Source organism: Actinoplanes sp. NPDC049118 (assembly GCF_040648555.1).
Classification (GTDB): domain Bacteria; phylum Actinomycetota; class Actinomycetes; order Mycobacteriales; family Micromonosporaceae; genus Actinoplanes.
On record NZ_JBEZDY010000022.1, the window covers coordinates 20038 to 42241 of the forward strand.

At 73.5% G+C, this 22204-nt stretch carries 15 protein-coding genes and 1 pseudogene; 7 read left to right on the forward strand and 9 right to left on the reverse strand.

Annotated elements, in window-relative coordinates; genetic code table 11:
• Nucleotides 1-19 precede the first annotated feature (19 nt).
• Nucleotides 20-2308 carry a catalase/peroxidase HPI gene (katG, locus tag AB0B58_RS30105; RefSeq protein WP_360230380.1) on the forward strand — a complete coding sequence of 763 codons (2289 nt, stop codon included), beginning with the start codon at nt 20-22 and terminating at the stop codon, nt 2306-2308.
• Between the two features lie 122 nt (nt 2309-2430).
• On the opposite strand, the gene AB0B58_RS30110 is transcribed toward katG, so the two are convergent.
• The 3 genes and pseudogenes from AB0B58_RS30110 to AB0B58_RS30120 form a co-directional block, all read right to left on the reverse strand.
• Nucleotides 2431-3270, reverse strand: coding sequence for a glycosyltransferase family 2 protein (locus AB0B58_RS30110; protein WP_360230382.1), 840 nt, complete (start codon nt 3268-3270; stop codon nt 2431-2433).
• A 168-nt stretch (nt 3271-3438) separates the two neighbouring features.
• Nucleotides 3439-4398: pseudogene (locus AB0B58_RS30115) on the reverse strand (hydroxyacid dehydrogenase); the annotation flags it as partial.
• Nucleotides 4399-4459: 61 nt separating this feature from the next.
• Nucleotides 4460-5224, reverse strand: a complete 765-nt coding sequence (locus AB0B58_RS30120) for a BTAD domain-containing putative transcriptional regulator (RefSeq protein WP_360230384.1) — start codon at nt 5222-5224, stop codon at nt 4460-4462.
• A 258-nt stretch (nt 5225-5482) separates the two neighbouring features.
• On the opposite strand from AB0B58_RS30120, the gene AB0B58_RS30125 reads away from it, so the two are divergent.
• The 3 genes from AB0B58_RS30125 (at nt 5483) to AB0B58_RS30135 (ending at nt 8251) form a co-directional block, all read left to right on the forward strand.
• On the forward strand, nt 5483-6400 hold the full coding sequence (locus tag AB0B58_RS30125; protein WP_360230386.1) for a UbiA family prenyltransferase: 918 nt from the start codon (nt 5483-5485) through the stop codon (nt 6398-6400).
• Between the two features lie 292 nt (nt 6401-6692).
• Entirely contained in the window at nt 6693-7568 is an 876-nt protein-coding gene (locus AB0B58_RS30130; RefSeq protein WP_360230388.1) for an ATP-binding protein, read from the forward strand.
• A gap of 38 nt (nt 7569-7606) precedes the next feature.
• Complete coding sequence (locus AB0B58_RS30135) at nt 7607-8251, forward strand: response regulator transcription factor (RefSeq protein WP_360230390.1); 645 nt, start codon at nt 7607-7609, stop codon at nt 8249-8251.
• Nucleotides 8252-8266: 15 nt separating this feature from the next.
• Here the strand turns inward: AB0B58_RS30135 and aroF are convergent, their stop codons facing one another.
• Nucleotides 8267-9373, reverse strand: coding sequence for a 3-deoxy-7-phosphoheptulonate synthase (gene aroF, locus AB0B58_RS30140; RefSeq protein ID WP_360230392.1), 1107 nt, complete (start codon nt 9371-9373; stop codon nt 8267-8269).
• A 65-nt stretch (nt 9374-9438) separates the two neighbouring features.
• Entirely contained in the window at nt 9439-12993 is a 3555-nt protein-coding gene (locus AB0B58_RS30145) for an amino acid adenylation domain-containing protein (protein WP_360230393.1), read from the reverse strand.
• A gap of 184 nt (nt 12994-13177) precedes the next feature.
• On the opposite strand from AB0B58_RS30145, the gene AB0B58_RS30150 reads away from it, so the two are divergent.
• Nucleotides 13178-14272, forward strand: a complete 1095-nt coding sequence (locus AB0B58_RS30150; RefSeq protein ID WP_360230394.1) for an AMP-binding protein — start codon at nt 13178-13180, stop codon at nt 14270-14272.
• A gap of 13 nt (nt 14273-14285) precedes the next feature.
• On the opposite strand, the gene AB0B58_RS30155 is transcribed toward AB0B58_RS30150, so the two are convergent.
• From AB0B58_RS30155 to AB0B58_RS30165, 3 genes are read right to left on the reverse strand one after another with little or no spacing between them, the layout of a single operon-like run.
• Nucleotides 14286-14870: an aminodeoxychorismate/anthranilate synthase component II gene (locus tag AB0B58_RS30155; RefSeq protein WP_360230396.1), complete on the reverse strand. Its 585-nt coding sequence runs from the start codon at nt 14868-14870 to the stop codon at nt 14286-14288.
• A complete protein-coding gene (locus AB0B58_RS30160; RefSeq protein WP_360230398.1) occupies nt 14867-16318 on the reverse strand; it encodes an anthranilate synthase component I family protein in 1452 nt (483 codons plus the stop codon). Before AB0B58_RS30160 ends, AB0B58_RS30155 begins: the two co-directional genes overlap by 4 nt.
• Before the next feature lie 44 nt (nt 16319-16362).
• The gene (locus tag AB0B58_RS30165) at nt 16363-17775 is read right to left on the reverse strand and encodes a phenylacetate--CoA ligase family protein (RefSeq protein ID WP_360230400.1); all 1413 of its coding nucleotides are present in this window, start codon (nt 17773-17775) and stop codon (nt 16363-16365) included.
• A 163-nt stretch (nt 17776-17938) separates the two neighbouring features.
• On the opposite strand from AB0B58_RS30165, the gene AB0B58_RS30170 reads away from it, so the two are divergent.
• Entirely contained in the window at nt 17939-19495 is a 1557-nt protein-coding gene (locus AB0B58_RS30170; protein WP_360230402.1) for a condensation domain-containing protein, read from the forward strand.
• Here the strand turns inward: AB0B58_RS30170 and AB0B58_RS30175 are convergent.
• Complete coding sequence (locus AB0B58_RS30175) at nt 19492-20472, reverse strand: LysR family transcriptional regulator (protein ID WP_360230404.1); 981 nt, start codon at nt 20470-20472, stop codon at nt 19492-19494. The two genes, AB0B58_RS30170 and AB0B58_RS30175, sit on opposite strands and share 4 nt — an antisense overlap.
• A gap of 231 nt (nt 20473-20703) precedes the next feature.
• On the opposite strand from AB0B58_RS30175, the gene AB0B58_RS30180 reads away from it, so the two are divergent.
• Nucleotides 20704-22203, forward strand: coding sequence for an MFS transporter (locus AB0B58_RS30180; RefSeq protein ID WP_360230406.1), 1500 nt, complete (start codon nt 20704-20706; stop codon nt 22201-22203).
• Nucleotide 22204 lies beyond the last annotated feature (1 nt).

The following is a 22204-nucleotide window of genomic DNA, read 5'->3' on the forward strand; positions in this document are numbered from 1 at the left end:
CCCAGTCACGGAGGAAACCATGTCCGACAACCACGACGCCATCGTCCACGACCCGGAGGCGGGCGCCACGTCCGTGCCGTCCCAGGACCACGAGCCGATCATCCACGACGAGGAGGCGGGGGCCGAGTCCCGCTGCCCGGTCGCGCACGGGCGCGCCGCGCACCCGACGGAGGGCGGCGGCAACCGCAGCTGGTGGCCGAACCAGCTCAACCTCAAGATCCTCGCCAAGAACCCCGCCGTGGCCAACCCGCTGGGCGAGGCGTTCGACTACGCCGCGGCGTTCAAGACCCTCGACCTGCCCGCCGTGAAGCAGGACATCGCCGAGGTCCTGACGACCTCGCAGGACTGGTGGCCGGCCGACTACGGCCACTACGGCCCGTTCATCATCCGGATGGCGTGGCACAGCGCGGGCACCTACCGCGTCAGCGACGGCCGCGGCGGCGCCGGCGCCGGTCAGCAGCGCTTCGCGCCGCTGAACAGCTGGCCGGACAACGCGAACCTCGACAAGGCCCGCCGCCTGCTCTGGCCGGTCAAGAAGAAGTACGGCCAGAACCTCTCCTGGGCCGACCTCATGATCCTCGCCGGCAACGTCGCCCTGGAGTCGATGGGCTTCCAGACCTTCGGCTTCGCCGGCGGCCGCCCCGACGTCTGGGAGCCCGACCAGGACGTCTACTGGGGTCCCGAGACCACGTGGCTGGGCGACGAGCGCTACACCGGCGACCGGGAGCTCGAGAACCCGCTCGCCGCGGTGCAGATGGGCCTCATCTACGTCAACCCGGAGGGCCCGAACGGCAACCCGGACCCGCTCGCCTCGGCCCGCGACATCCGCGAGACGTTCGGCCGGATGGCGATGAACGACGAGGAGACGGTCGCGCTCATCGCGGGCGGTCACACCTTCGGCAAGACACACGGCGCCGGCCCGGCGGAGAACGTCGGCCTCGAGCCCGAGGCCGCCCCGCTGGAGGAGCTGGGCCTGGGCTGGAGGAGCACCTTCGGCACCGGCAAGGGCGGCGACACGATCACCAGCGGCCTCGAGGGCGCCTGGACGAACACCCCCGCCACCTGGGACAACAGCTTCTTCGACATCCTCTTCGGGTACGAGTGGGAGCTGTCCAAGAGCCCGGCCGGCGCGCACCAGTGGAAGCCGAAGGGCGGCGCGGGAGACGGCACCGTCCCCGACGCGCACGACGCGACCAGGACCCACGCGCCCACGATGCTGACGACGGACCTCGCGCTGCGCCTGGACCCCGTCTACGAGCCCATCTCGCGGCGCTTCCACGAGAACCCGGCCGAGTTCGCGGACGCCTTCGCCCGCGCCTGGTTCAAGCTGACCCACCGTGACATGGGCCCGATCGCCCGCTACCTCGGCCCGGAGGTACCGGCCGAGACGCTGATCTGGCAGGACCCGGTCCCCGCGGTGGATCACGAGCTCGTCGACGCCGCGGACGTCGCCGGCCTCAAGAGCCAGGTCCTCGCCTCGGGCCTGTCGGTCTCCCAGCTGGTCTCCACCGCGTGGGCCTCGGCCTCGACCTTCCGCGGCAGCGACAAGCGCGGCGGCGCCAACGGCGCGCGCCTGCGCCTCGAGCCGCAGAGCGGGTGGGAGGTCAACGACCCCTCCGAGCTGGCCGGCGTCCTGCGCACCCTGGAGGGCATCCAGGAGGCGTTCAACGCCGCGCAGACCGGCGCGAAGCGGATCTCGCTCGCCGACCTGATCGTGCTCGCCGGCTCCGCGGCCGTCGAGCAGGCCGCCCGCAACGCCGGCCACACGGTCGACGTGCCGTTCACCCCGGGCCGCACCGACGCGTCGCAGGAGCAGACCGACGTCGAGTCCTTCGCCGTGCTCGAGCCGGTCGCGGACGGGTTCCGCAACTACCTCGGCAAGGGCAACCGGCTGCCGGCCGAGTTCCTCCTGGTCGACAGGGCGAACCTGCTCACCCTGAGCGCACCCGAGATGACGGTGCTCGTCGGCGGTCTCCGCGTCCTGGGCGCGAACTACCAGCGGTCCCCGGTCGGCGTCCTCACCGACAACCCCGGGTCGCTGACCAACGACTTCTTCGTCAACCTGCTCGACCTGGGTACGGCGTGGAAGGCGACGTCCGAGGACGCGACCAGCTTCGAGGGCCGCGATCTCGCCACCGGCGAGGTCAAGTGGACCGGCAGCCGGGTCGACCTGCTGTTCGGCTCGAACTCGGAGCTGCGCGCCCTCGCCGAGGTGTACGCGAGCGACGACGCCCGCGAGAAGTTCGTCGCCGACTTCGTCGCGGCATGGGTCAAGACGATGAACCTCGACCGGTTCGACCTCGCCTGACACGCAGGTCCCCGGCCGGCCCGCGCGGCCGGCCGGGATCCGCCTGAACCGAAAACGGCCGGCCGGCCCGACGCGTGCGTCGGGCCGGCCGGCCGTTTTCGGTATCGCCGCGTGCGGCGGGCTCAGGCCGCGTAGGCGAGGGGGCGGGCGGGCTCGACCACGGCCGGGGCGGTGGTGGGCCGGTAGTGGTTGTCGCGGAGGCGGCCGTAGATGACGAACGTGTCGCGGATGGTCCGCACGATGCTCTTGGTGGTGACCGTGGAGCCGGCGACCCGCTCCTCGAGCCGGACCGGCAGCGCCTTCAGGTCGTCGATGCCGGCGGCGTCGGCCGCGACGAACAGCTCCAGGTCGAAGGCGAAGCGGCGCTCACGCAGCCGGGGCAGCACGGTCGCCAGCACGTCCCGGCGCACGATCTTGCAGCCGGTCTGGGTGTCGCGGACGTCGAGGCCGAACAGCCCGGAGACCAGCGTCGAGTAGCTGACCGAGACCAGCTTGCGGAAGCCGGATGCGCCGCTGACCGAGGCGGCGTGGCGCTTGTCGGCGTAGACCACGGCGTGGCCGCCGGTGCGGGCGACGTTCAGGTAGTCGACCAGGTGCTGCGGGTCGATGTCGCCGTCGGCGTCGACGAAGCCGATCCAGGCGCCGCGGGCGGAGGCGAAGCCCCGGTGCAGCGCGGCACCCTTGCCCTGGTTGATCGGGATGTCGATGACGCGGACGCCGGCCAGGCCGCCGAGGGTCTGCGCCGAGCCGTCGGTGGAACCGTCGGAGACCGCGATCACCTCGTAGCCGACCTTGGCGTCGCTCAGGCACGCGACCAGCCGCTCGACCGTGCGGCGCAGCGCCGGGCCGGGGTTGTAGAACGGGACGACCACGGTCAGCTCGACGTCCGCGGTGGCCTGGTCCCAGAGGACGGACAGGTTGTCGGGGCGGGCGGTGGGGATGAGCTGCAAGGTCGCGTTCATGCCCGACCAGATCGGGTCGCTACCTCAAGACAACCTCAGGCCGGCCTCAAACACCGGGCAAGGAAACCCGGTTCGCCGGGCGGCACCCGCGGCGAACCGGACATCAGGGCCGAAAGGCGGCCCGGCGCCTCAGCTCACCGCGACGATGGCGGCGTGGCCGGCCGGCCGGTTGACGGCGTCGGCGACCGGGCCGCCCCGCAGCGCCAGGCGCACGTTCTCGGCGACCATGACGCCGGCCTTGGCCTGGGCCTCCGCCGTCGAGGCGCCCAGGTGCGGCGTGGCGACGACGGCGTCGAGGGCGAGCAGCGGCGAGTCGGTGCACGGTTCGGCGGCGAAGACGTCGATGCCGGCGCCGGCCACCCGGCCGCCCGCGATGGCGGCGGCCAGCGCGTCCTCGTCGATGAGGCCGCCCCGGGCGGTGTTGATGATGCGTACCCCCGGCTTCACCCGGGCGAGCTCGGCCGCGCCGAGCAGGCCCGTCGTCTCGGGCGTACGGGGAAGGTGCAGCGAGATGAAGTCGCTGCGGGCGAGGAGCTGGTCCAGCGGGACCAGGCTGACGCCGACCCGGGCCGCGCGCTCCGCGGTGGCGTACGGGTCGTAGGCGATCAGCCGGGCGCCGAAGGCGGCCATCCGCTGCGCGAACAGCACACCGACCCGGCCCAGCCCGATGACGCCGACGGTCTTGCCGGCGACCTCGACGCCGGTGAACTCCGACCGCCGCCAGCGCCCCTCGCGCAGGGCGATGCCGGCGTTGACGGTGTGGCGGGAGACGGCGAGGAGCAGCGCGACCGCCTGCTCGGCGGCGGAGACGACGTTGGCCGTCGGCGCGTTGACCACCAGCACGCCACGCTCGGTGGCCGCGCCGACGTCGATGTTGTCGACGCCGACACCGGCGCGGGCGACCACGGACAGCCGGCGTCCGGCGTCGAGGGCCTCGGCGTCGACCCGGGTCGCGCTGCGGACGATGACCGCGTCCGCCTCCGGCAGCGCGGCGAGCAGCGCCTCGCGGTCGGTGCCGCGGACCTGGCGTACGTCGAAATCGTCGGCCAGCGCCCGCCGCGCCTCGGCGGCCAGTTCCTCGGCGATCAGCACGACCTGCCGTCCGTCCGAAGTGGTGCTCTCGCTCATGCCGGCTCCTAGGCTCGTGGTGTGGTCCCGGAAACTGTGGGATGCGGCGGTTCCACGGCGGTTACGCGGTGAGGGAGAACGGCTGCAGCGATGCCGCGGCGGTTGCCGGCTCGGGCGCGGAGCCGGCCGTCGCCTCGCGGCCCAGCAGCCGGCCGGAGAGCGCCAGCTCGAAGATCTTCCGGGTACGGTGCGACGGCCCGGCGTCGAGCCCGTCCCGCAGCCGCTGCACGCAGAGATCGTGCCAGTTGCGCACCTGGCCCAGCTCGCCGAGCATGCCGTGCACCACGAAGAGGTTCTGGTACGCCTCCTCGAGGAACGGGTCGATGGAGAGGATCCGCCGGCACCAGGTGATCACCGCGCCGGGATCGCTGCGGCGCATCGCGTCGGCGCGCAGATGGTTGAGCGAGCCGAGGACCATCGACCGGGCCCACTGGCGCTGCTCGTCGGCCCAGTGCGCGGCCTCACCGTCCAGGAAGTCGCCCCGGTAGAGGGTGATCGCCCGGTGGTGCGCGGCGAGGGCGCGGCCGGGGTCGCCCTCGCGCTCGGCCGCGCGGGCCGCCTCGATGGCCGCCTCGAACTGCTCGATGTCGATCCACACGCCCTCGCAGCGCAGCAGGTAGCCGACGTCCTGGTAGGAGATGCTGACCTCGTCGGTGCCGAGGATGCGGCGCAGGGCGTGCGCCGCGACCTTGAGCGAGGTCGCCCGGTCGCCTTCGCCGTCCGGCCACAGGACCTCGTAGAGCCGGTCCCTCGGCACCACCTGGCCCCGGTTGAACAATAGGAATTGAAACAGGTTACGGGCCTTTCCGGCACGCCAGGATTCCACTGGCGTGCCGGCAATCGTCACCGAGAAATCACCGAGGCTTCGTACAACCATCAAGGCGGTGGTGTTGCCGTTCATCGGCGGTCCTTCCGTATTCGTCAAGACTGTTTCGGATACGACGGAGCTCATGCCGATCAACGTAGGAACACCGATTCCGGGCCTACAAGTAGGTCGCCCCGAAGTGGGTACCCCTGCGGACGTAGGTCGTAGTACGACTGCGACTTTCGAGGCGGACGCAGGTGCTACGAAGGGAAATGCATCATGCCGGAGAAACCAGTGGTGGCCGGGTCCGCGTACCGGGGCGCGTGGGCCGGTCCGCGCGCGCTGTGGCTGTCGTTGCGCGAGGCCCGGCCGCAGGTTCAGGTGATCTTCCTGCTGCGCTTCGCGACCGCCGCCGCCCTGGCCCTGCTCAGCGGCGTTCCGCCGAGGCCTGCCATCGCGGTCGGCGCCGCCGCGTGGTTCCTGCTGACCTGGGCGGTGTACCTGGTGAACGGGATAGCCGACGTGGTGGAGGACCGCGCCAACGGCGCACGCCGGCCGATCGCCCGGGGTGACCTGAGCCCGGCCGCGGCGACCCGGATCGCCTGGGGCCTGGCCGTCGCCGGGTTGACGGTCGCCGCGGCGGTTTCGCCGCTGCTGGTTCTGCTGGGCGCCGGTCAGCTGCTGCTCGGCTGGGCGTACTCGATGGGGCCGGCGCCGCTGAAGCGGGTGACCGTGCACGCCGTGGTGGCGGTCGTGCTGGCCGGCCTGTTGACCTACGCCGCCGGCGCACTGTGCGCGGGCGGGCGGCCGGAGGAGCACCTGCTGCTGTTCCCGGCGATGATGGCACTGTGGATGGCGGTCGGCGGCGTCACCAAGGACCTGTCGGACGTCCGGGGCGATCGCCTGGCCGGCCGCCGCACGCTGCCGATCCTGCTCGGTGAGCGGCGCGCCCGCCGGGTGATGGCGCTGGTCGCGGGCACCGTCGCGGGCGGGTTCGTGGTGCTCGCCGCCGACTCGCCGCCGACCGTGCGCCTGGCCTCCTGGCTGGTGCTGCTCGGCGCGGTGGTGCTGGCCTGGGTGGTGTGCGCGCCGGCCAGCCGGGGCGACGTTTTCCGCCGTCGCTGGCCCTACCGAATTTTCATGGCGACCCAGTACATCGCCCACATATCGGTACTTCTTAAATTTGCATCGGCCTGAGCACTGACGGAAACTACGGGTCAGGGGTCGGATTAGGGCTCGCCATACGGGGGGCACGCTGAGAGGTGTTGTGGTCGGGGCCGGCACGAGGGTCGACGCATCGGAGCATGGAGTTCCGCCTGCTCTCCGGGCAGAAATCCTCGCCGCCTATGAGGCTCGGCTCGAAGCCACCGAAAATCCCATTCACACCGATCCGCATGCTTTACGGCAGGCCCTGCGTCAGGCCGAGGCGGTGATCGATGATGTAGCCCGTTATCGAAACAGCGGCACCGCCGAGGTCGGATCGAAATCGGTGGCTGTCTCGCTCGACGTCGGAAGCGACCGCGCCGAACACGGCGTGCACCCGCTGCACTCCCTGCGCGCGGCGACCGCCCTCTTCGAGGTCGCGCTCCCCCCGCTGCTGTCCCACTACACCGGTCCGGCCGTGGCCTCGCCCAGCACCGCCGGCGATGTCGCGATCACGCTGCACCGCGCGATCATGGTACGGGTGACCGTCGGCTCGCTGTCCTATGTGAGCTTCCTGCTGGAACAGGTCTACACCTCGCACCTCGAGGAGCGCCGCCGCATCGCCCGGGACCTGCACGACCGGGTCGCACACGCGATCGGCGTCGGGCTGCAGCACTTCGACCTGCACCGGATCTACACCGAACGCGCCATCGAGGGCGACAGCGAGCGCGCGGCCGGTCAGCTGCGCCGGGTCGACCAGTCGCTGCGCGACGCCATCGCGATCACCCGCGGGCTCTCCCAGGAGTTGCGCCTGTCCGTCGGGCCGCAGGGCCTCGACCACGCCCTGCGCGGCTATCTCGACGCCAATGTTCCGCCCGGCGTCGCGGTCGAGTTCACCGCCCAGGGCGACAGCGGCGCCGTGCCGGGGGTGATCGCCGAGGAGGTCTACGTCGTGCTCCAGGAGGCGGTGCGCAACGCCCTGCTGCACTCGGGCACCGATCGGCTGGCGGTGACGCTGCTGGTCAGCGAGTCGGCCGTGGTGGCGGACGTGGCCGATCACGGCCGGGGTTTCGATCGCCGCCCCGAGGACTTCCACCGCGGCGGCATGCTGTCGATGCGCGAACGGGTCGAGCTGATCGGCGGCATGGTGTCCATCTCGGACAATCCGAGCGGCGGGACGACGGTCCGGGTGCACGTGTCGCTGCCGGGCCGCGGCCCGTGAACGGGCGACCGGGCGCTGCCCGCCGGACGGTCCGGGTGGTGCTCGCCGACGATCACACGCTGTTCCGCGAGGGGCTGCGCGAGCTGCTGGAGACCGACCCCGACTGCTCGGTGGTCGGCGAGGCCGGCAACTCCGACGACGCGCTGGCCCTGGTCGCCAGCCTGCAGCCGGACGTGCTGCTGCTCGACGTCGAGATGCCGGGCCCGGGCGCGGCGGCCGTTATCGACCGGCTGGCCCGCAGCCGGTCGAGGACCCGGGTGATCATCGTGACCATGCACGAGAACCCCGCGATCGTGCACGACCTGCTGGAGCGCGGCGCCAACGCGTTCCTGGTCAAGACAATCGCCGGCGAGGAGCTGATCGCGGCGGTGCACTCGGTCAACCGCGGGCGCGACAACGTGCTGCTCTCGGTGTCGCGCGACACCATGGACCGGCTGGACGGCTCCCGCGAGCGGATCGGGCCGACACAGGCCCCGCTGACCGCCCGCGAGCTCGACGTGCTGCGCCTGGTCGCCAAGGCCTTCAGCAACGGGCAGGTCGCGGCCCGGCTCGGTATCACCGAGAGCACCGTGAAGCGGCACCTGACCAACGTGTACGCCAAGCTCCAGGCCGTCTCGCGGGTCGACGCGATCCGCAAGGCCGTCGGGGCGAAGCTGCTGTCGGAGGACGACCGGCTGCGCTGACCGCGCGGCAGCCCGTCACCGCCAGCGCACGCGGGCCGACGCGACCGTTCCCGCCGGATCGCCGGTCAGCACGAGCTCGCGGTGCCGGTCGTTGCGCTCGGACATCATCGGCCCGGCCGTGCGGCCCGCGGCCCGGGCGACGTTCACCACGCCGTCGATCAGCTCCGGCAGCCGGCTGGTCGGCAGCGCCTGCTTGCCGTCGCACAGTGCGGCGGCGGGATCGCAGTGTGTCTCCACGATGATCCCGTCGGCGCCGCACGCCGCGGCCGCGAGCGCGAGCGGGATGACCCGGGCGGTCTCGCCGGCCGCGTGGCTCGGGTCGACGATGATCGGCAGGTGGCTACGCTCCTTGAACACCGGCACGGCGCCGATGTCGAGGGTGAACCGGTACCCGGTCTCGAAGGTGCGGATGCCGCGCTCGCAGAGCACGACGTCGGTGTTGCCGCCGTCGAGGATGTACTCGGCCGCCATCAGCGTCTCGTCGATGCTGGCGGCCAGTCCCCGCTTGAGCAGGACCGGCGTCCGCAGCCTGCCGAGCTCGCGCAGCAGGGCGAAGTTCTGCATGTTGCGGGCGCCGACCTGGAGCATGTCGACGCAGGGCAGCATCGCGGGCAGGTCACGCACGTCGAGCACCTCGGTGACGATCGGCAGGCCGGTCACCCGGCGGGCCTCCGCGAGCAGGTCGAGGCCGCGGCGGCCGAGGCCCTGGAAGGCGTACGGCGAGCTGCGCGGCTTGAACGCGCCACCGCGCAGGGCATGCCCGCCGGCGTCCCGTACGGCGCGGCCGACCTCCATCAGCTGATCGTGGTTGTCCACCGAGCAGGGCCCGGCGATGACCGTGAACTGACCCGGCCCGAACGCGGCCCGGCCCAGCGCCACGGTGCTCGGCCGGCCCATCCGGGACTGCACCGAGGCGCGCGGGTAGTCGCCCGGCACCCGGGCGACGTGCCGGACCTGGGGCAGATGACCCACCGCCCGGTCGACGACGGCCAGATCGCCGACGGTGGAGAGCAGGCTCGGCGTGTGCACCCGCACCTCGCCGCAGGCGCGCTGGGTCAGGGCCGCGGCCTGCTGCTGCTCGGTCCTGGTTGAGGTATCCGTCAATACGACTAGCACGGTCATCAGGTGTTCACCTCGCTGAATCTGGGCTGGTCCGCACCGGTCGGCACGGGGTGTACGGCAGGGCGTCACACACCGGCCGGGTCCGGGACCGGGGCGGGCTCTCCGGCGTCGGCGAACGCCGCGAGCCCGGCGCTGACGGCGGTGTCGATGCGGACGAGGAGGTCCCGGCTCAGGACGTCGCTCCGATAGGTCCAGGTCAGGTGCAGCGAGTCGCCACTCGGGCGCAGGGTCAGGTCGGCAACGACGCCGGGCAGGGCGTTCGCCCGGAACACCGGCGCGTCCCAGCCCTCCTGCCCGGGATCGTGCTCGGTCACGACGCGGACCGCGAGCACCGGGCCGCCGTCACGGTCCTCTCCCCCGCGGACGGCCGCGTCACGCAGCTCTGCGGCGCGGGCGGCCACGGTCGCCCCGCCGGGCTCCGGAATCCCGGCCGGCCGATCCTCGCTGAGCGCGCCGAGCACGTCGTGCGCGGCGTCGGGCGCCTCGGCGACGGGAACCAGGACCCACACGCCGGATTCGCCGGCGGCGGCCGAGTACGCGTCGGCGGCGATCACGGTGGCCGGCCACCGCGGGTCGACCCCGGCGGCCTCGGCGGCCCGCAGGAGCGCCGGCCACACCCGGGCGTCGAGCCGGCGGTGGTGACCGGCGGGCGGCGGCGGATCGCCGGCGACCGGCGCCGGGCCGGGCACCCGGCCGGCCGCGGTCAGCACGTCCCGCACGGTCAGCTCCGGTGCCGGCCGGTCCAGGTCCTCATAGAGGCCGGCGAGCAGGCGCGGCAGCACCTCGTCGAGGCCGCGGTCGTCGCCGGCGCGCGCATCCACCGCCAGGTGCACGGCCAGGACCTCGTCCGGCAGCAGGGTCAGCCGCAACCGGTACGGCGGCCCGGCGCCGTCGAAGCGCGTGGCCAGCAGCTCGGCGCGTACCCCGTCCAGGCGGGGGCCGACGGCCTCGTCGTCGAGGCTCAGGTCGAGCACGGACGGCTCGCCGGGCGGCGCGTCCGCGGCGGGTACGACCCGCTGGCCGCCGTCGGCGTCGAAGGTCAGCCGCAGGGCGTCCTGTTGCGCCACGAGCCGCCGCCACGCCTCGACCAGCCGGTCCGGGTCGAGCCATTCCTGGTGCCACTCGACGTAGCGGACCCCGGGGCCGGCGGTGACACCGAACGGCTCGTACCGGGTCTCCGGATCGTGCCGCAGTTCCGGCCGCCGGGCCGGGGCGCCGCTGGACAGCAGCTCGACCAGGGCCGCCACCGTCGGCGTCCGGACAAGTTGCGACATCCGCAGGCTGATTCCCAGCTCGGCGCGCAGGCCGGCGAGCATCCGCATCACCCGCAGCGAGTCGCCGCCGAGCTCGAAGAAGTCGTCGTCCACGCCGACCTCGTCCAGTTCGAGCGTGTCGGCCCAGATCCGGGCCACGGCCCGCTCGGCGTCGGTGGCCGGCGCCCGGTACTCGGTGAACAGGTCGGGGCGGGTCCGCGGCGGGGGCGGCAGCGCGGCCCGGTCGATCTTGCCGTTGGGCGTGGTGGGCAGATCGCCGACCACGAACGCGGACGGCACCATGTACCCGGGCAGCCGCTCGCGCAGGGCGGCCTGCACGGCGGCGACCCGCGGCGGCGCGGCGCGGTCCGGCTCGACGTAGGCGACCAGCCGGCGCTCGCCGGGCACGTCCTCGCGGGCCAGCACCACACACTGCCGTACGCCGGGCTGCTCGGCGAGCGCGCCCTCCACCTCACCCAGGTGCACCCGGTAACCACGGATCTTCACCTCGTTGTCGGTCCGGCCGATGATCTCGACCGTGCCGTCCGACCAGTACCGGGCGACGTCGCCGCTGCGGTAGAGCACCGGGTACGGGTCGCCGGGCACGTCGTTGGCCAGGAACTTGGCGTCGTTGGCGTCCGGCCGGTTGAGGTAACCGCGGGACAGGCTGGCGCCGGAGATGTACAGCTCGCCGAGCACGCCCGGCGGCACCGGCTGGTGGTTGGCGTCCAGCACGTAGGTGCGCACGTTGGCCACCGGGCGGCCGATCGGCGGCATCCGCCCGCCGGCGCCGCCGGCCGCGCCCAGCTCGGTGAGGTCGCAGGTGGCCACGACGGTCGCCTCGGCCGACCCGTACACGTTGAGGACGTGGAACGGCAGCTCACGCCCGGGCCAGGTGCGCACCCGCTCGCCGGCGATCCGCATGCAGCGCAGCTCGGTGCCCTCCGGCCACGGCAGCGTCCACAGCCGTTCGGCCATCGCGGTCAGCACCAGGGACTGGCTGATCCGCTGCTCGACGAGCCAGTCGCGCAGCTGCTCCGGCGCGGCGGCGACCGCCGGCTCGGGAATGTGGACGGTGCCGCCGGCCAGCAGGATCGGGAAGCAGTCCACCTGCACCAGGCCGAACCCGGGCGAGCACAGCCAGGTGCCCCGGACCCCGGCGGTCAGGCCGCACTGCTCCCGCAGCACGTACGCGGTGTTGCGCAGCGGGCCGTGCCGGAGCTGGACGGCCTTGGGCTTTCCGGTCGAGCCCGACGTGTAGGCGATGTGGCAGACCTCCTCGTCGCGCACCTCGGCGCCGGGGTCGACGGCCGGGGCGGCGCGCCAGGCGTCGCCGTCGACCGGCACGACCGGGCACCGCGGCGCGCCGAGGCGCCCGGACAGGCCCTCGCGGGTCAGCACCGCGGCCGCCGCCGAGTCCTCGACCATGAACTCCAGCCGCTCGCCCGGATACTCCGGGTCGAGCAGCACCGCGGTCGCCGCCAGCCGGAACACGGCCAGCTGCGACAGCAGGCTCTCCGGGCTGCGCTCGAAGAAGACACCGACGCGGTCGCCGCGGCCGACCCCGAGGCCGGCCAGGTGCTGCGCGAGCCGGTTGGCGTCCTGGTCGAACTGCCGGTATGTCAGGGACCGGGCGCCGGCGACGACGGCGACCCGGTCGGGAGCCTCGGCGGCGATCCGGGCGATGGCCGCCGGGAACTGCTCGTCCGGCACCGGGCGGGAGGTGTCGTTCCAGCCGTGCAGGATGCGGCCCTCCTCCTCGCCGTCGAGCAGGGACAGCCGGGCGAGGGGCGGCCCGGCGGGTGCCGCGCCGGCGGCCAGCAGCCGGGCGAGATGCCCGGCGATCCGCTCGGCGTCGGTGTCCGGGATGGTGGCGTCGGCGACGAGCACGGAGCGTCCGCCGCGGTCCGCGACGGCGGTCAGCTCGGCACCGGCGGCGCCGATGCCGCAGCGGTCGCCGGTGACCACCACCGCGTGGCACGGCCGCTGCGGGCCGGTGCCGAGACCGCGCAGCTCCAGCAGCTCCGGCGGCGTCACGGCGCCGAGCTGCCGGGCGGCGTCGGTCAGGTGCGGCACCGCGTCGCGCAGCTCGGCGAACGGCCGGGAGCCGTCGACGGTCACGCGCAGCACGGTCAGCCGCCCCGGCGGTTCGCCGTCGGCCAGGCCGACGAGCAGCGGGGACTCGCCGCTGTAGCGGTGCAGCAGGGCGGCCAGGCCGGCGGCGAGCTCGGCGGCGCAGTAGGGGCCCCCGGGGATCACGCAGCCGGCCGGCCCGTCGTCCGGGCCGGCCTCGCACCGGTCGACGGGCAGGCCGACCAGCCGGGGCACGTCCTGCAGGTGTCGTTCCCAAGCAGCGGTGTCGGGCACAGCCGTCTCCTTCCGGGTCCACCTATGTGGTCCTGGCGGACGCTACGGACGGCTGGTTAGGCACGGGTTACGGTGCGCGGCCGGCGGCGACGGGTAACCGGGGCCGAACCCGCCGGCGCTACCGTCCGCGGACGCGACCGGGTCGAGGCGAAACGGGGGCGACCGACCGGGAGGAGGCTCGCCGATGGCAGCAGCACCGCAGTACCTGCGGATCGTCGTCAACGCGGAACACCGCTACGGCCTGTGGCCGTTCGCCCGCCGGATTCCACCCGGCTGGGTCGACACCTACTTCGTCGGCAGCCGGCTGCGCTGCCTGGCACAGATCACCGAGCTGACCCGCCAGCACGGGCCGGAACCGGCTGCGTCTACTGGCGGCTCCCCGGATGACGGGGGCCGGACGGTGACCGGGCGGCTCGACCTGGTCACCGCGCTGGCGCCGCGCCGCGCCGCGGTGCTCGGCGCCGGGCGCCCGCTCACCTTCGCCGGCCTCGACCGGCGCGCCGGCGCGCTGGCCCGGACCATCGCGGAGCACGGCGTCCGCCCCGGCGAACTGGTCGGGCTGCGGCTGCGACCCGGCGCCGACGCCGTCGTCGCCCGGCTGGCGGTGCTGCGGGCCGGCGCGGCGTACCTGCCGATGCGGGACGGGTCGCCGCCCGCGCAGCCGGGCCTGCGGCTGATCGTCGCGGAGCCGGAGTGGGCCGGCCCGGCCCGCCGCCACGGGCTGCCGGTGCTCGCCTGGAAACGGCGCGACCGCGCGGGCGGCAGGCGCCCGGCACGGGCGGGCCGGGCGGTGGAGCCCGGCGACCCGGCGTACGTGGTGCCGGGCCCGGCTCCGGGAGGGGGTCTGGTCTTCGACCACGGCCGCCTGGTCCTGGCCGCCACCGCCACGTACTCCGCGGGCGGGCCGTTGCCGACGGGCGGGCCGGCGGAGTGCGCCGCGCCCAGCCCGGAGTGCGACGAGCTGGTCATCTGGGGGCAGCTGCTGCACGGCGATCCGGTCCGGTTCGACGGTCAGGCCGTCGCAGCGCCGTCGGGCGCGGGCGACCCGGACGAGCTCGACGGCCGGTGGTACGTGCTGGACGACGACCTGCACCCGGTGACGGAGGGTCAGCTGTACTTCGCCGCCGCCTGGCTCGGCGGCGGCTACCGCGGCGGGCCGACCCGGACCGCCCGCTGGCTGCGCCCCGACCCGTTCGACCGGACCGGGGGCAGGACGATGCTGTGGACCGGACACCGGGCACGCCGCGTCGACGGCGTGCTCCGGCTGGCCGACCCGTGACGGCCGGCCCGGCTCACGTCGTGGCCGGCACCCCGCTCACGAAGTTGGTGAGCAGCCGCATCCCGTGCTCGGTGCGGACGCTCTCGGGGTGGAACTGCACCGACTCGACCGGCAGGGTCTCGTGGCGCAGCGCCATCACGTAGCCGTCGTCGGCGGCGATGGCGCTGCACCGCAGGCCGGTGCCGGCGAGGCTGTCGCCGTCGACGATCAGGGAGTGGTAGCGGGTGACCCGGAAGCCGTCCGGCACGCCGGCGAAGACGCCCTGCCCGTCGTGGCGTACCTCGCTGGTCTTGCCGTGCATCAGGTGCGACGCCCGGCCCACCCGGGCGCCGAACGCGAGGCCGATGGCCTGATGCCCGAGGCAGACCCCGAGGATCGGCAGCCGGCCGGCGTACGCCCGCACCAGCTCGACGTGCCCGGACGCGTCGGGGTGACCGGGGCCCGGGCCGAGCAGGATCGCGTCGGCGCCGGTGGCCGGGATGTCGCCGACGGACAGCTCGCCCGAGCGGACCACCTCGGTCTCCACCCCGATGCTCAGCAGGTACTGCCGGATGATGTGCACGAAGCTGTCGAACGCGTCGACCAGCAGGACCTTCACAGCAACTCCTCTCCGGTGACCGCCCAGTAGGTGGCGCTCAGCTTGGCCAGAGTCTCCCGCCACTCCCGGTCGGCCTGCGAGTCGGCGACCACCCCGGCCGAGGCCCGGGCCCGGTACCGGCCGTCGTCGTGCACCAGGCTGCGGATGCACAGGGCGAGGTCGACGTAGCCGCCGAGCCCGATCAGGCCGAACGCGCCCGCGTACAGGCCGCGCCGGCTGTGCTCCATCGATTCGATGATCTCCATGGCCCGGATCTTCGGCGCCCCGGTCATCGTCCCCGCCGGGAACAGCGCGGCCAGCACGGCGTAGCTGTCCAGCCCCGGGCGCACCGCACCCTCCACCGAGGACACCAGGTGCAGCACGTGCGAATAGGCCTCGACCGACATCGTGTCGGTGACCCGCAGGGTGTCCGGCTCGCAGATCCGGCCGATGTCGTTGCGGCAGAGGTCGACAAGCATGATGTGCTCGGCGATCTCCTTCGGATCCGAGCGCAGCCGTTCGCCGATCGCCTCGTCGCCGACGCCGCCGGCACCGCGCGGCGCGGTACCGGCGATCGGCCGCATCGTGGCCGTTCCGCCCTCGACCCGCACGAACAGCTCGGGGCTGGCGCTGATCAGCGTCCGGCCCACCAGCGGCGCCATCGACATGTACGGCGAGGGGTTGCGCTCGCGCAGCCGGCGGTACACCTCGACCGGGTCGGCGGCGCTGTGGATGGTGACCTGGTGTCCGATCTGGACCTGGTAGATGTCGCCGGCCGCGATGTGTTCGAGGCAGCGGTCGACGGTGTCGTGGTAGTCGGGCCGGTCGATGTCGTCGCTCACCGCGAGCGGCGGCGGCACGTCCGGCCCGGGCCGGGGTTCGCCGCGGCCGGCGGAGGCGGCGAGCAGCGTCATCAGCTCGTCGGCGGGGTCGTCGGGCCAGCAGTCGCCGCGGTGCAGCAGCAGCTCGGTCTCTCCCCCGCCGAGATCGAAACGGACCAGGCCGCGGTGCAGGACCAGGCAGGCGTCCGGCAGCGGATCGCCGGACTCGATCAGGTACGGCAGCCGCTCGAAGTGCCGCGCGGCGTCGTAGCCGAGGAAGGCCAGGAAGCCGAAGGAGAACCGGTCGCTCTCCCGCGGCCCGTCGACGAGGTGGTGCACCGCCCGGAGGATCTCCTCGAGGCCGTCGGCGCGCCCGATCCGCTCGCGGGCCGGCTCACGCAACACCGGTATCCCCTCGACCGACACGTCCTCGCCGTCGATCGAGACCGACAGCAGCTCGCCGAAGCCGACGTAGGCGTAGCGGCAGTCGCCGGCCGGCCCGGCCGGGGACTCGAGCAGGTACACCTGATCGGGCCCGTACCGTTCCCGCAGGGTCAGGTAGACGGCGAGCGGGTCGCCGGCCGGCACCAGGTGCCGCTCGGTGGTCACCCGGACCGCGGCCCGCGGGCGCTGGGGTGTGATCGTCATCGACTGCTCCTATCGCCGGTTCGGGGCTTGCGGTGGGGCCCGGGTCAGCTGGTGACGCGGTGCGCGGCGGCCGCCGCCCGGGCGGCGTCGGCGTCGCGGTCGCCGGACACCCGGTTGTCCCGGATCCGGGCGGCCTTCCAGCTCACGAACGCGCCGGTGTTCGTGATCGGGTCGAGCTCGGTGGTGACCTCCACCCGGGCCGGCACCTCGAAGTGCTCGCTCAGCCGGGCGGCGGTCGCGGCGCCCAGCCGGGCGGCCTCCTCGCCGTCCGGTGAGCGCAGGTCCAGGTGGACGGTGAGCCGGTCGCCGCCGCCCGGGTCACCGTCGATGACGACCTGGTAGCCGAGGCAGCCGGTCAGCCCGCCCAGGACGCTCGACTCGATCTGCGCCGGCCGGTAGCTGTCCGCACCGATGCGCACCCGGTCGGCGACCCGGCCGAGCACCTCGACGACGTCGCCGGGGCCGCCGCAGCCGCACGCGTTGGGCGAGACGATGACCAGGTCGCCGGTGCGGTAGCGGATCAGCGGCTTGATCCCGTCGATGAGCATGGTCAGGCACAGCTCGCCAGTGCCGTAGCCGCCGAGGCTGACCGAGGTGTCCGGGTCGAGGACCTCCACCAGGTAGTTCGGCTGCGACACGTGCAGCCGGTCGTGGGTGCAGCCGGTGCCGATGGCGAGCGCCTCCTGCGACCCGTACAGGGCGGGACGCACGTCGGCGCCCCAGATCGACCTGACGTTCTCGCCGAAGGCCGGGGTGCAGATCTCCCCCAGCGTGCAGAACAGCTTGACGGAGAAGTCCCGGGCCGGGTCGAGGCCGTTCTGGATCGCGGCCTTGGCCAGGTTGAGGCACAGGGCCGGCGCGGCGACGACGACCTCGACCTCGAGCTCCCGGAGCAGCCGCAGCGCCTTCCGGAAGCCCACCCGCGGCGACTCGGGCCAGAGCTTGACGTGGCAGGCGTCCAGCCGCTGCGCGACGTCGCCGAACGTGTCGCCGAAAGCGTACAGCTCCGACGGGCCCATCAGGGCGATGACCGGGCGGCGCGCGCCGAAGTAGCGCTCGAACATCCGCCGCCAGGCCCACTCGACGTGCACGTTGCTGGTCTTCACGTCCTTGGCGTCGCGCGGGCACGGCGTCGAGGCGCCGGTCGTGCCGGTCGTCTCGTAGTACACCAGCGCCTCCGCCGCGCTGCCGCTGAGCGCGTCGAACATCTCCCGGCGCAGGTCGTCCTTGGTGGTGAAGGGAAGCCGGTCGAGGGTGTCCGGGGTGATCGAGTCGACGTCGATGCCCGCCAGGTGCCGGCCGTAGAACGGCGAGCGGTCGCGCACGTGCCGCAGCGTGGTCCGCAGCCGGTTACGACGCCACTGGTCCCAGTCCTCGGCGGTCAGCTCGCCGGTCTGGTAGCGGTCGAAGACGGACATGTACTCGAGCCAGAGGCTGTGGGCCGCTGTCGTGGTCATCGTTGTCGCTCCCGGGTGTCGTCGGTGCCACCGTTCCCGGCGAACGTAGGCGGCGCCGGTTGACCGCCGGTTACGTCCACGACGGACCGTCACGTAACCGCCGCGGCCTACGGTGGCGCCCAGCGCGGATCGGCGTACCCGACCCCGGCCCAAGGAGGCACACGTGAAGACCCTGACGGCCCGGCTGGCCTCGATGTCCGCCGAAGAACGCGGCAGGTTCCTGGCCAAGGTCCACACCGCCGCCACCGGCACCGTCGTGGCGCAGGAGCCGCGGCTGACCCCCGGCTCCTGCCCCGGCGGGCGGGGTCCGGCCTCGTTCGTGCAGGAGCAGCTCTGGTTCGTCAGCCGGCTCGCCGACGGCGTCCCGGCGTACAACGTGTCCTTCGCCTTCCGGCTGGACGGCCCGCTCGACGCGGACGCCCTCGGCGGCGCGGTCGCCGACGTCGCCGGCCGCCACGACGTGCTGCGTACCCGGCTGGTGGTGACCGGCGGCCGGCTGGACCAGGAGGTCACCGACCGGACGCCGGCGATGCCGCTGACCGACGTGAGCACGGCGGACGATCCGGAGCAGGCGGCCGGGGAACTCCTCGGCGAGCTGTCCCGGACCGTCTTCGACCTGTCCGCCGGCCCGCCGCTGCGGCTGGCGCTGCTCCGGATCCGCGACGACCGGCACGTCCTGGCCTGGATCTCCCATCACACGCTTGTCGACGGCTGGTCCTTCGGGATCATCGGCACCGAGCTCGCGGCGGCGTACCGCGGCCGCCGCGCCGGGCGCCCCGCGAACCTTCCGCCGGTACGGCTGCAGTTCCTCGACGTCGCGCGGTGGCAGCGGGCGCGGGTCGACGGCGAGCTGCTGCGCGACCTGGTGTCCGGCTGGCGCGAGCGGCTCGCCGGGCCGGAGCCGCGGGAGCTGCCCACCGACCGGCCCCGGCCGGACCGGCAGACCTTCCGCGGCGGCATGCGCCGCTTCGACCTCGGCGGCCCGGCCGCGCGGGCCGTCACCGCCGCCGCCGAGAACGCCGGCGTCACCCCGTTCGGGGTGCTGCTCGGCGCGTACGCGCTCACCCTGGCCGCGCACGCCGGGGGCGACGCCGGCGTGATCGGGGTGCCGCTGGCCGGGCGCGGGCGCCCGGAGCTCGACGGCGTCGTCGGGCCGTGCTCCAACACGCTGCCGCTGCGGGTCGACCTCGCCGGCGACCCGACGCTGGCCGAGGTCACCGCGCGGGCGAACGAGGCGATGCTCGCGGCGGTGTCCGGACAGGACGTTCCGTTCGGCAAGCTGGCCGAGGCGGTGCTCCCGGACCGCGACGCCAGCCGCAACCCGCTCTTCGACGTCCTGTTCAACCTCGGCAACCTGCCGCCGGGCAGCGACCGGGCCGAGCTCGGCCCGGACACGACCATGCGGATCGACGGGTGCCCCAACGGGACCGTTCGGCTCGACCTGGAGCTGACCGTCGAACATGGACCCGATTCGCTTACCGGGCGCCTGGAGTACAACGCGGAGCTGTTCGACGACTCCACCGCCGGCGACCTCGTCGACGACCTGCGGCACGTCCTGGAGCGGATCGCAGGTAGCCCGGGCGAGCGCCGTTCGGCGGTGCGGCCGCCCGGCGCGGCCCGCCGACGGGTGGCGGCGAGGGCCCGCGCGCTGCGCCACGACGGCGCACCGGCGACCCGCTCCGCCTCGGCGGCGCGGCGCTCGAACCGCTGGTCCCGTTAGGCGTCCCGCGCCGCCGCGGTCCCGGCGAGCGCGGAGCGGTCCTCGTCGGGCAGCCAGCACTCCGACAGGGTGTACGCCCGCCAGCCCTCCAGGGTGCCGAGGTCGTCGAGCAGCGCGATGAAGTCGTGCAGCAGCCGCCGCCGGTCGCTGCCGCGCCACAGCAGCGACCAGGGATACACCGGCCGGGGCTCCACGAGCGACACCGTACGCAGGTCGTCGGCGTCCGGGTTGGCCACGTCGGCGGCGGACAGGAACACCTGGCCCCGCGCCCGGCCCCGCCGCAGCACCTGATCGGCGCTGACGTTGTCGACCTGTTCGAAGGAGAGCGGAATGCCGAAATCGTCGGCGAAACGCTGCACGTACCCGGCCCACTCCACCGCGCTGCCCGGATTGGGCACCCAGATGCCGTATTCGCGCAAACCGGCCGGGCTCACCGCGTCGTGCCGGGCCAATGGGTGGTCCGCGGCGACGATCGCCACCAGAGGTTCGAGGCGCACCAATGTGTGGTCCAGCCCGGCGGCGGGTACCAATTGCGACACCCGGCCGAATACCGCATCGATCTCGGACCGGCGCAGTGCCGGAAGGGCCAAGGTCAGGCCGCGCCGGGCACTGAGCTCCAGACGCAGGCCCGGATTGCTCTCGGTCAGGGTGGTGATGAGGTGTACCGGACCCAGTCGATCGTGCAGCACGTCGATCCGCAGCGGCGTGCCCTGCCGTCGCACGCTGGCCACGGCGGCGTCGCCGGCCGCGAGCAGCTCACCGGCCGGCCCGAGGAAGCGCCGGCCGGTCTCGGTGAGCCCGGTGGTACGGGTGGAGCGCTCGAAGAGCGACGCGTCGAGCGCCTCCTCGAGGCGGCGGATGCGTTTGGACAGCGCCTGCTGCGAAACGCCGAGCCGCTGGCTGGCCCGGCCGAAATGCAGCTCCTCGGCCGTCACCACGAACGCCCGCACCAGGGCCAGGTCGAGGTCGAGGTCCATGACGCCATCTTGGCCGACAACCATCGGTTGTCAAACGGGTCACTCCGTTGTTGGACCCGCGATGTCCGTGGCGATTGACTGAAAGGACCGGAGAGCACCACTCGAAACCACATCGGAATTCCCTGGCTCACACACCCGGAAGGAGGGGCTGGAATGGATACCGCGAAGCCCCGGAAGGTTACCGAAAGGGCCGATCCACGACGTTGGCGAGCACTCTCCCTGCTCGCGCTCGTGCAGTTCATCATTTTCCTGGACGCGACAATCGTCAATGTCGCGTTGCCCTCTATCCAGAAAGACCTCGGGCTGGCCGACGCGACCCTGACCTGGGTGGTCAGCGCCTACCTGATCACCGCCGGCGGGCTGCTGCTGGTCGGCGGCCGCCTCGCCGACATGTACGGCCGCCGCCGGGTGTTCTGCCTCGGCGCCGGGCTGTTCGCCGTCGCCTCGATCACCGCCGGACTCGCGCAGAACAGCGGGGTGTTGCTCGCCGGCCGGTCGCTGCAGGGCGTGGCCGAGGCGCTGGCGGCGCCCGCCGCCATGTCGATGGTGGCGCTGCTGTTCACCGACCCGAAGGAGCGGGCCAAGGCGTTCGGCATCTGGGGCGGGCTGGCCGGCCTGGGCTCCGCGGCCGGCGTGCTGCTGTCCGGCGTGCTGACCGACCTGGTGAGCTGGCGCTGGGTCTTCCTGATCAACGTGCCGCTGGCGCTCGTGCCGATGCTGCTGCTGCCGAAGTACGCCGACGAGAACAGGGCGCCGGTCACCGGCAAGCGACGCCTCGACCTGCCCGGCGCGGTACTGGTCACCGGTGGTCTGATCGCTATCCTGAACGCCATCCTGTCCGCGGCCCGCAACCCGCTCGACTCGGCGCAGGTGCTGGTCCCGCTGGCCATCGGCGTCGTGGCCCTGGTCGCGTTCGTGATCGTCGAGACCCGGGTGGCCCAGCCGCTGGTGCCGCTGCGCTTCTTCGCCAACAAGGTCCGCGCCACGGCCAACGTCGCGACGGTGTTCATCGCCAGCAGCTCGGCCGCCGTGTTCTTCATGGTCGTGCTCTACGGCCAGAACATCCTGGGCTACTCGCCCCTGCGTAGCGGCCTGGCCTGGCTGCCGTTCTGCGTGGCGTTCATGCCCGGCCTGTTCCTCTCGACCAAGCTCATGACCAGGTACGGCCCGCGCATCGCGCTGGCGTCCGGGCTGGCCGTGTCGGCCGTCGGCGTGGCCCTGTTCACCCGGCTCAGCGTCGACGGCTCGTACCTGACCGAGCTGCTGCCGGCCATGGTGGTGACCGCGCTCGGCTTCGGCATGACAAACCCGGCGATGCAGAACGCCGCGGTACACGACGTCTCCGAGGCCGACGCCGGCCTGGGCTCCGGCATCGTCACCACGGTGCTGCAGCTGGGTGGCGCGCTCGGCCTGACGGTGTTCGTGGCCCTCGCCCTGAGCTACCAGCAGGACGAGCAGGCGACGGGCGCCGCGGAGCAGGCCGCCGTCACCAGCGGGTACACCTTCGCCTTCATGATCGCGGCGATCGCGCTGGCGATCGGCTCGGTGGCCTCGATGCTCATCCTGCGGGGCGTGCGGGTCGAAGCGCCCGCCGCGCCGCCGGCGCCGAGCACACCCGAGGCCGGGACCGGCCCGAAGACCGGCGCCCGCGGCCGCGTCGCCGGCGAAGGCGCGTCCCGCAACGGCCACGTCTCCGACGCGGAGCTGGTCGGCCGGCGCGAACGCACCTGAC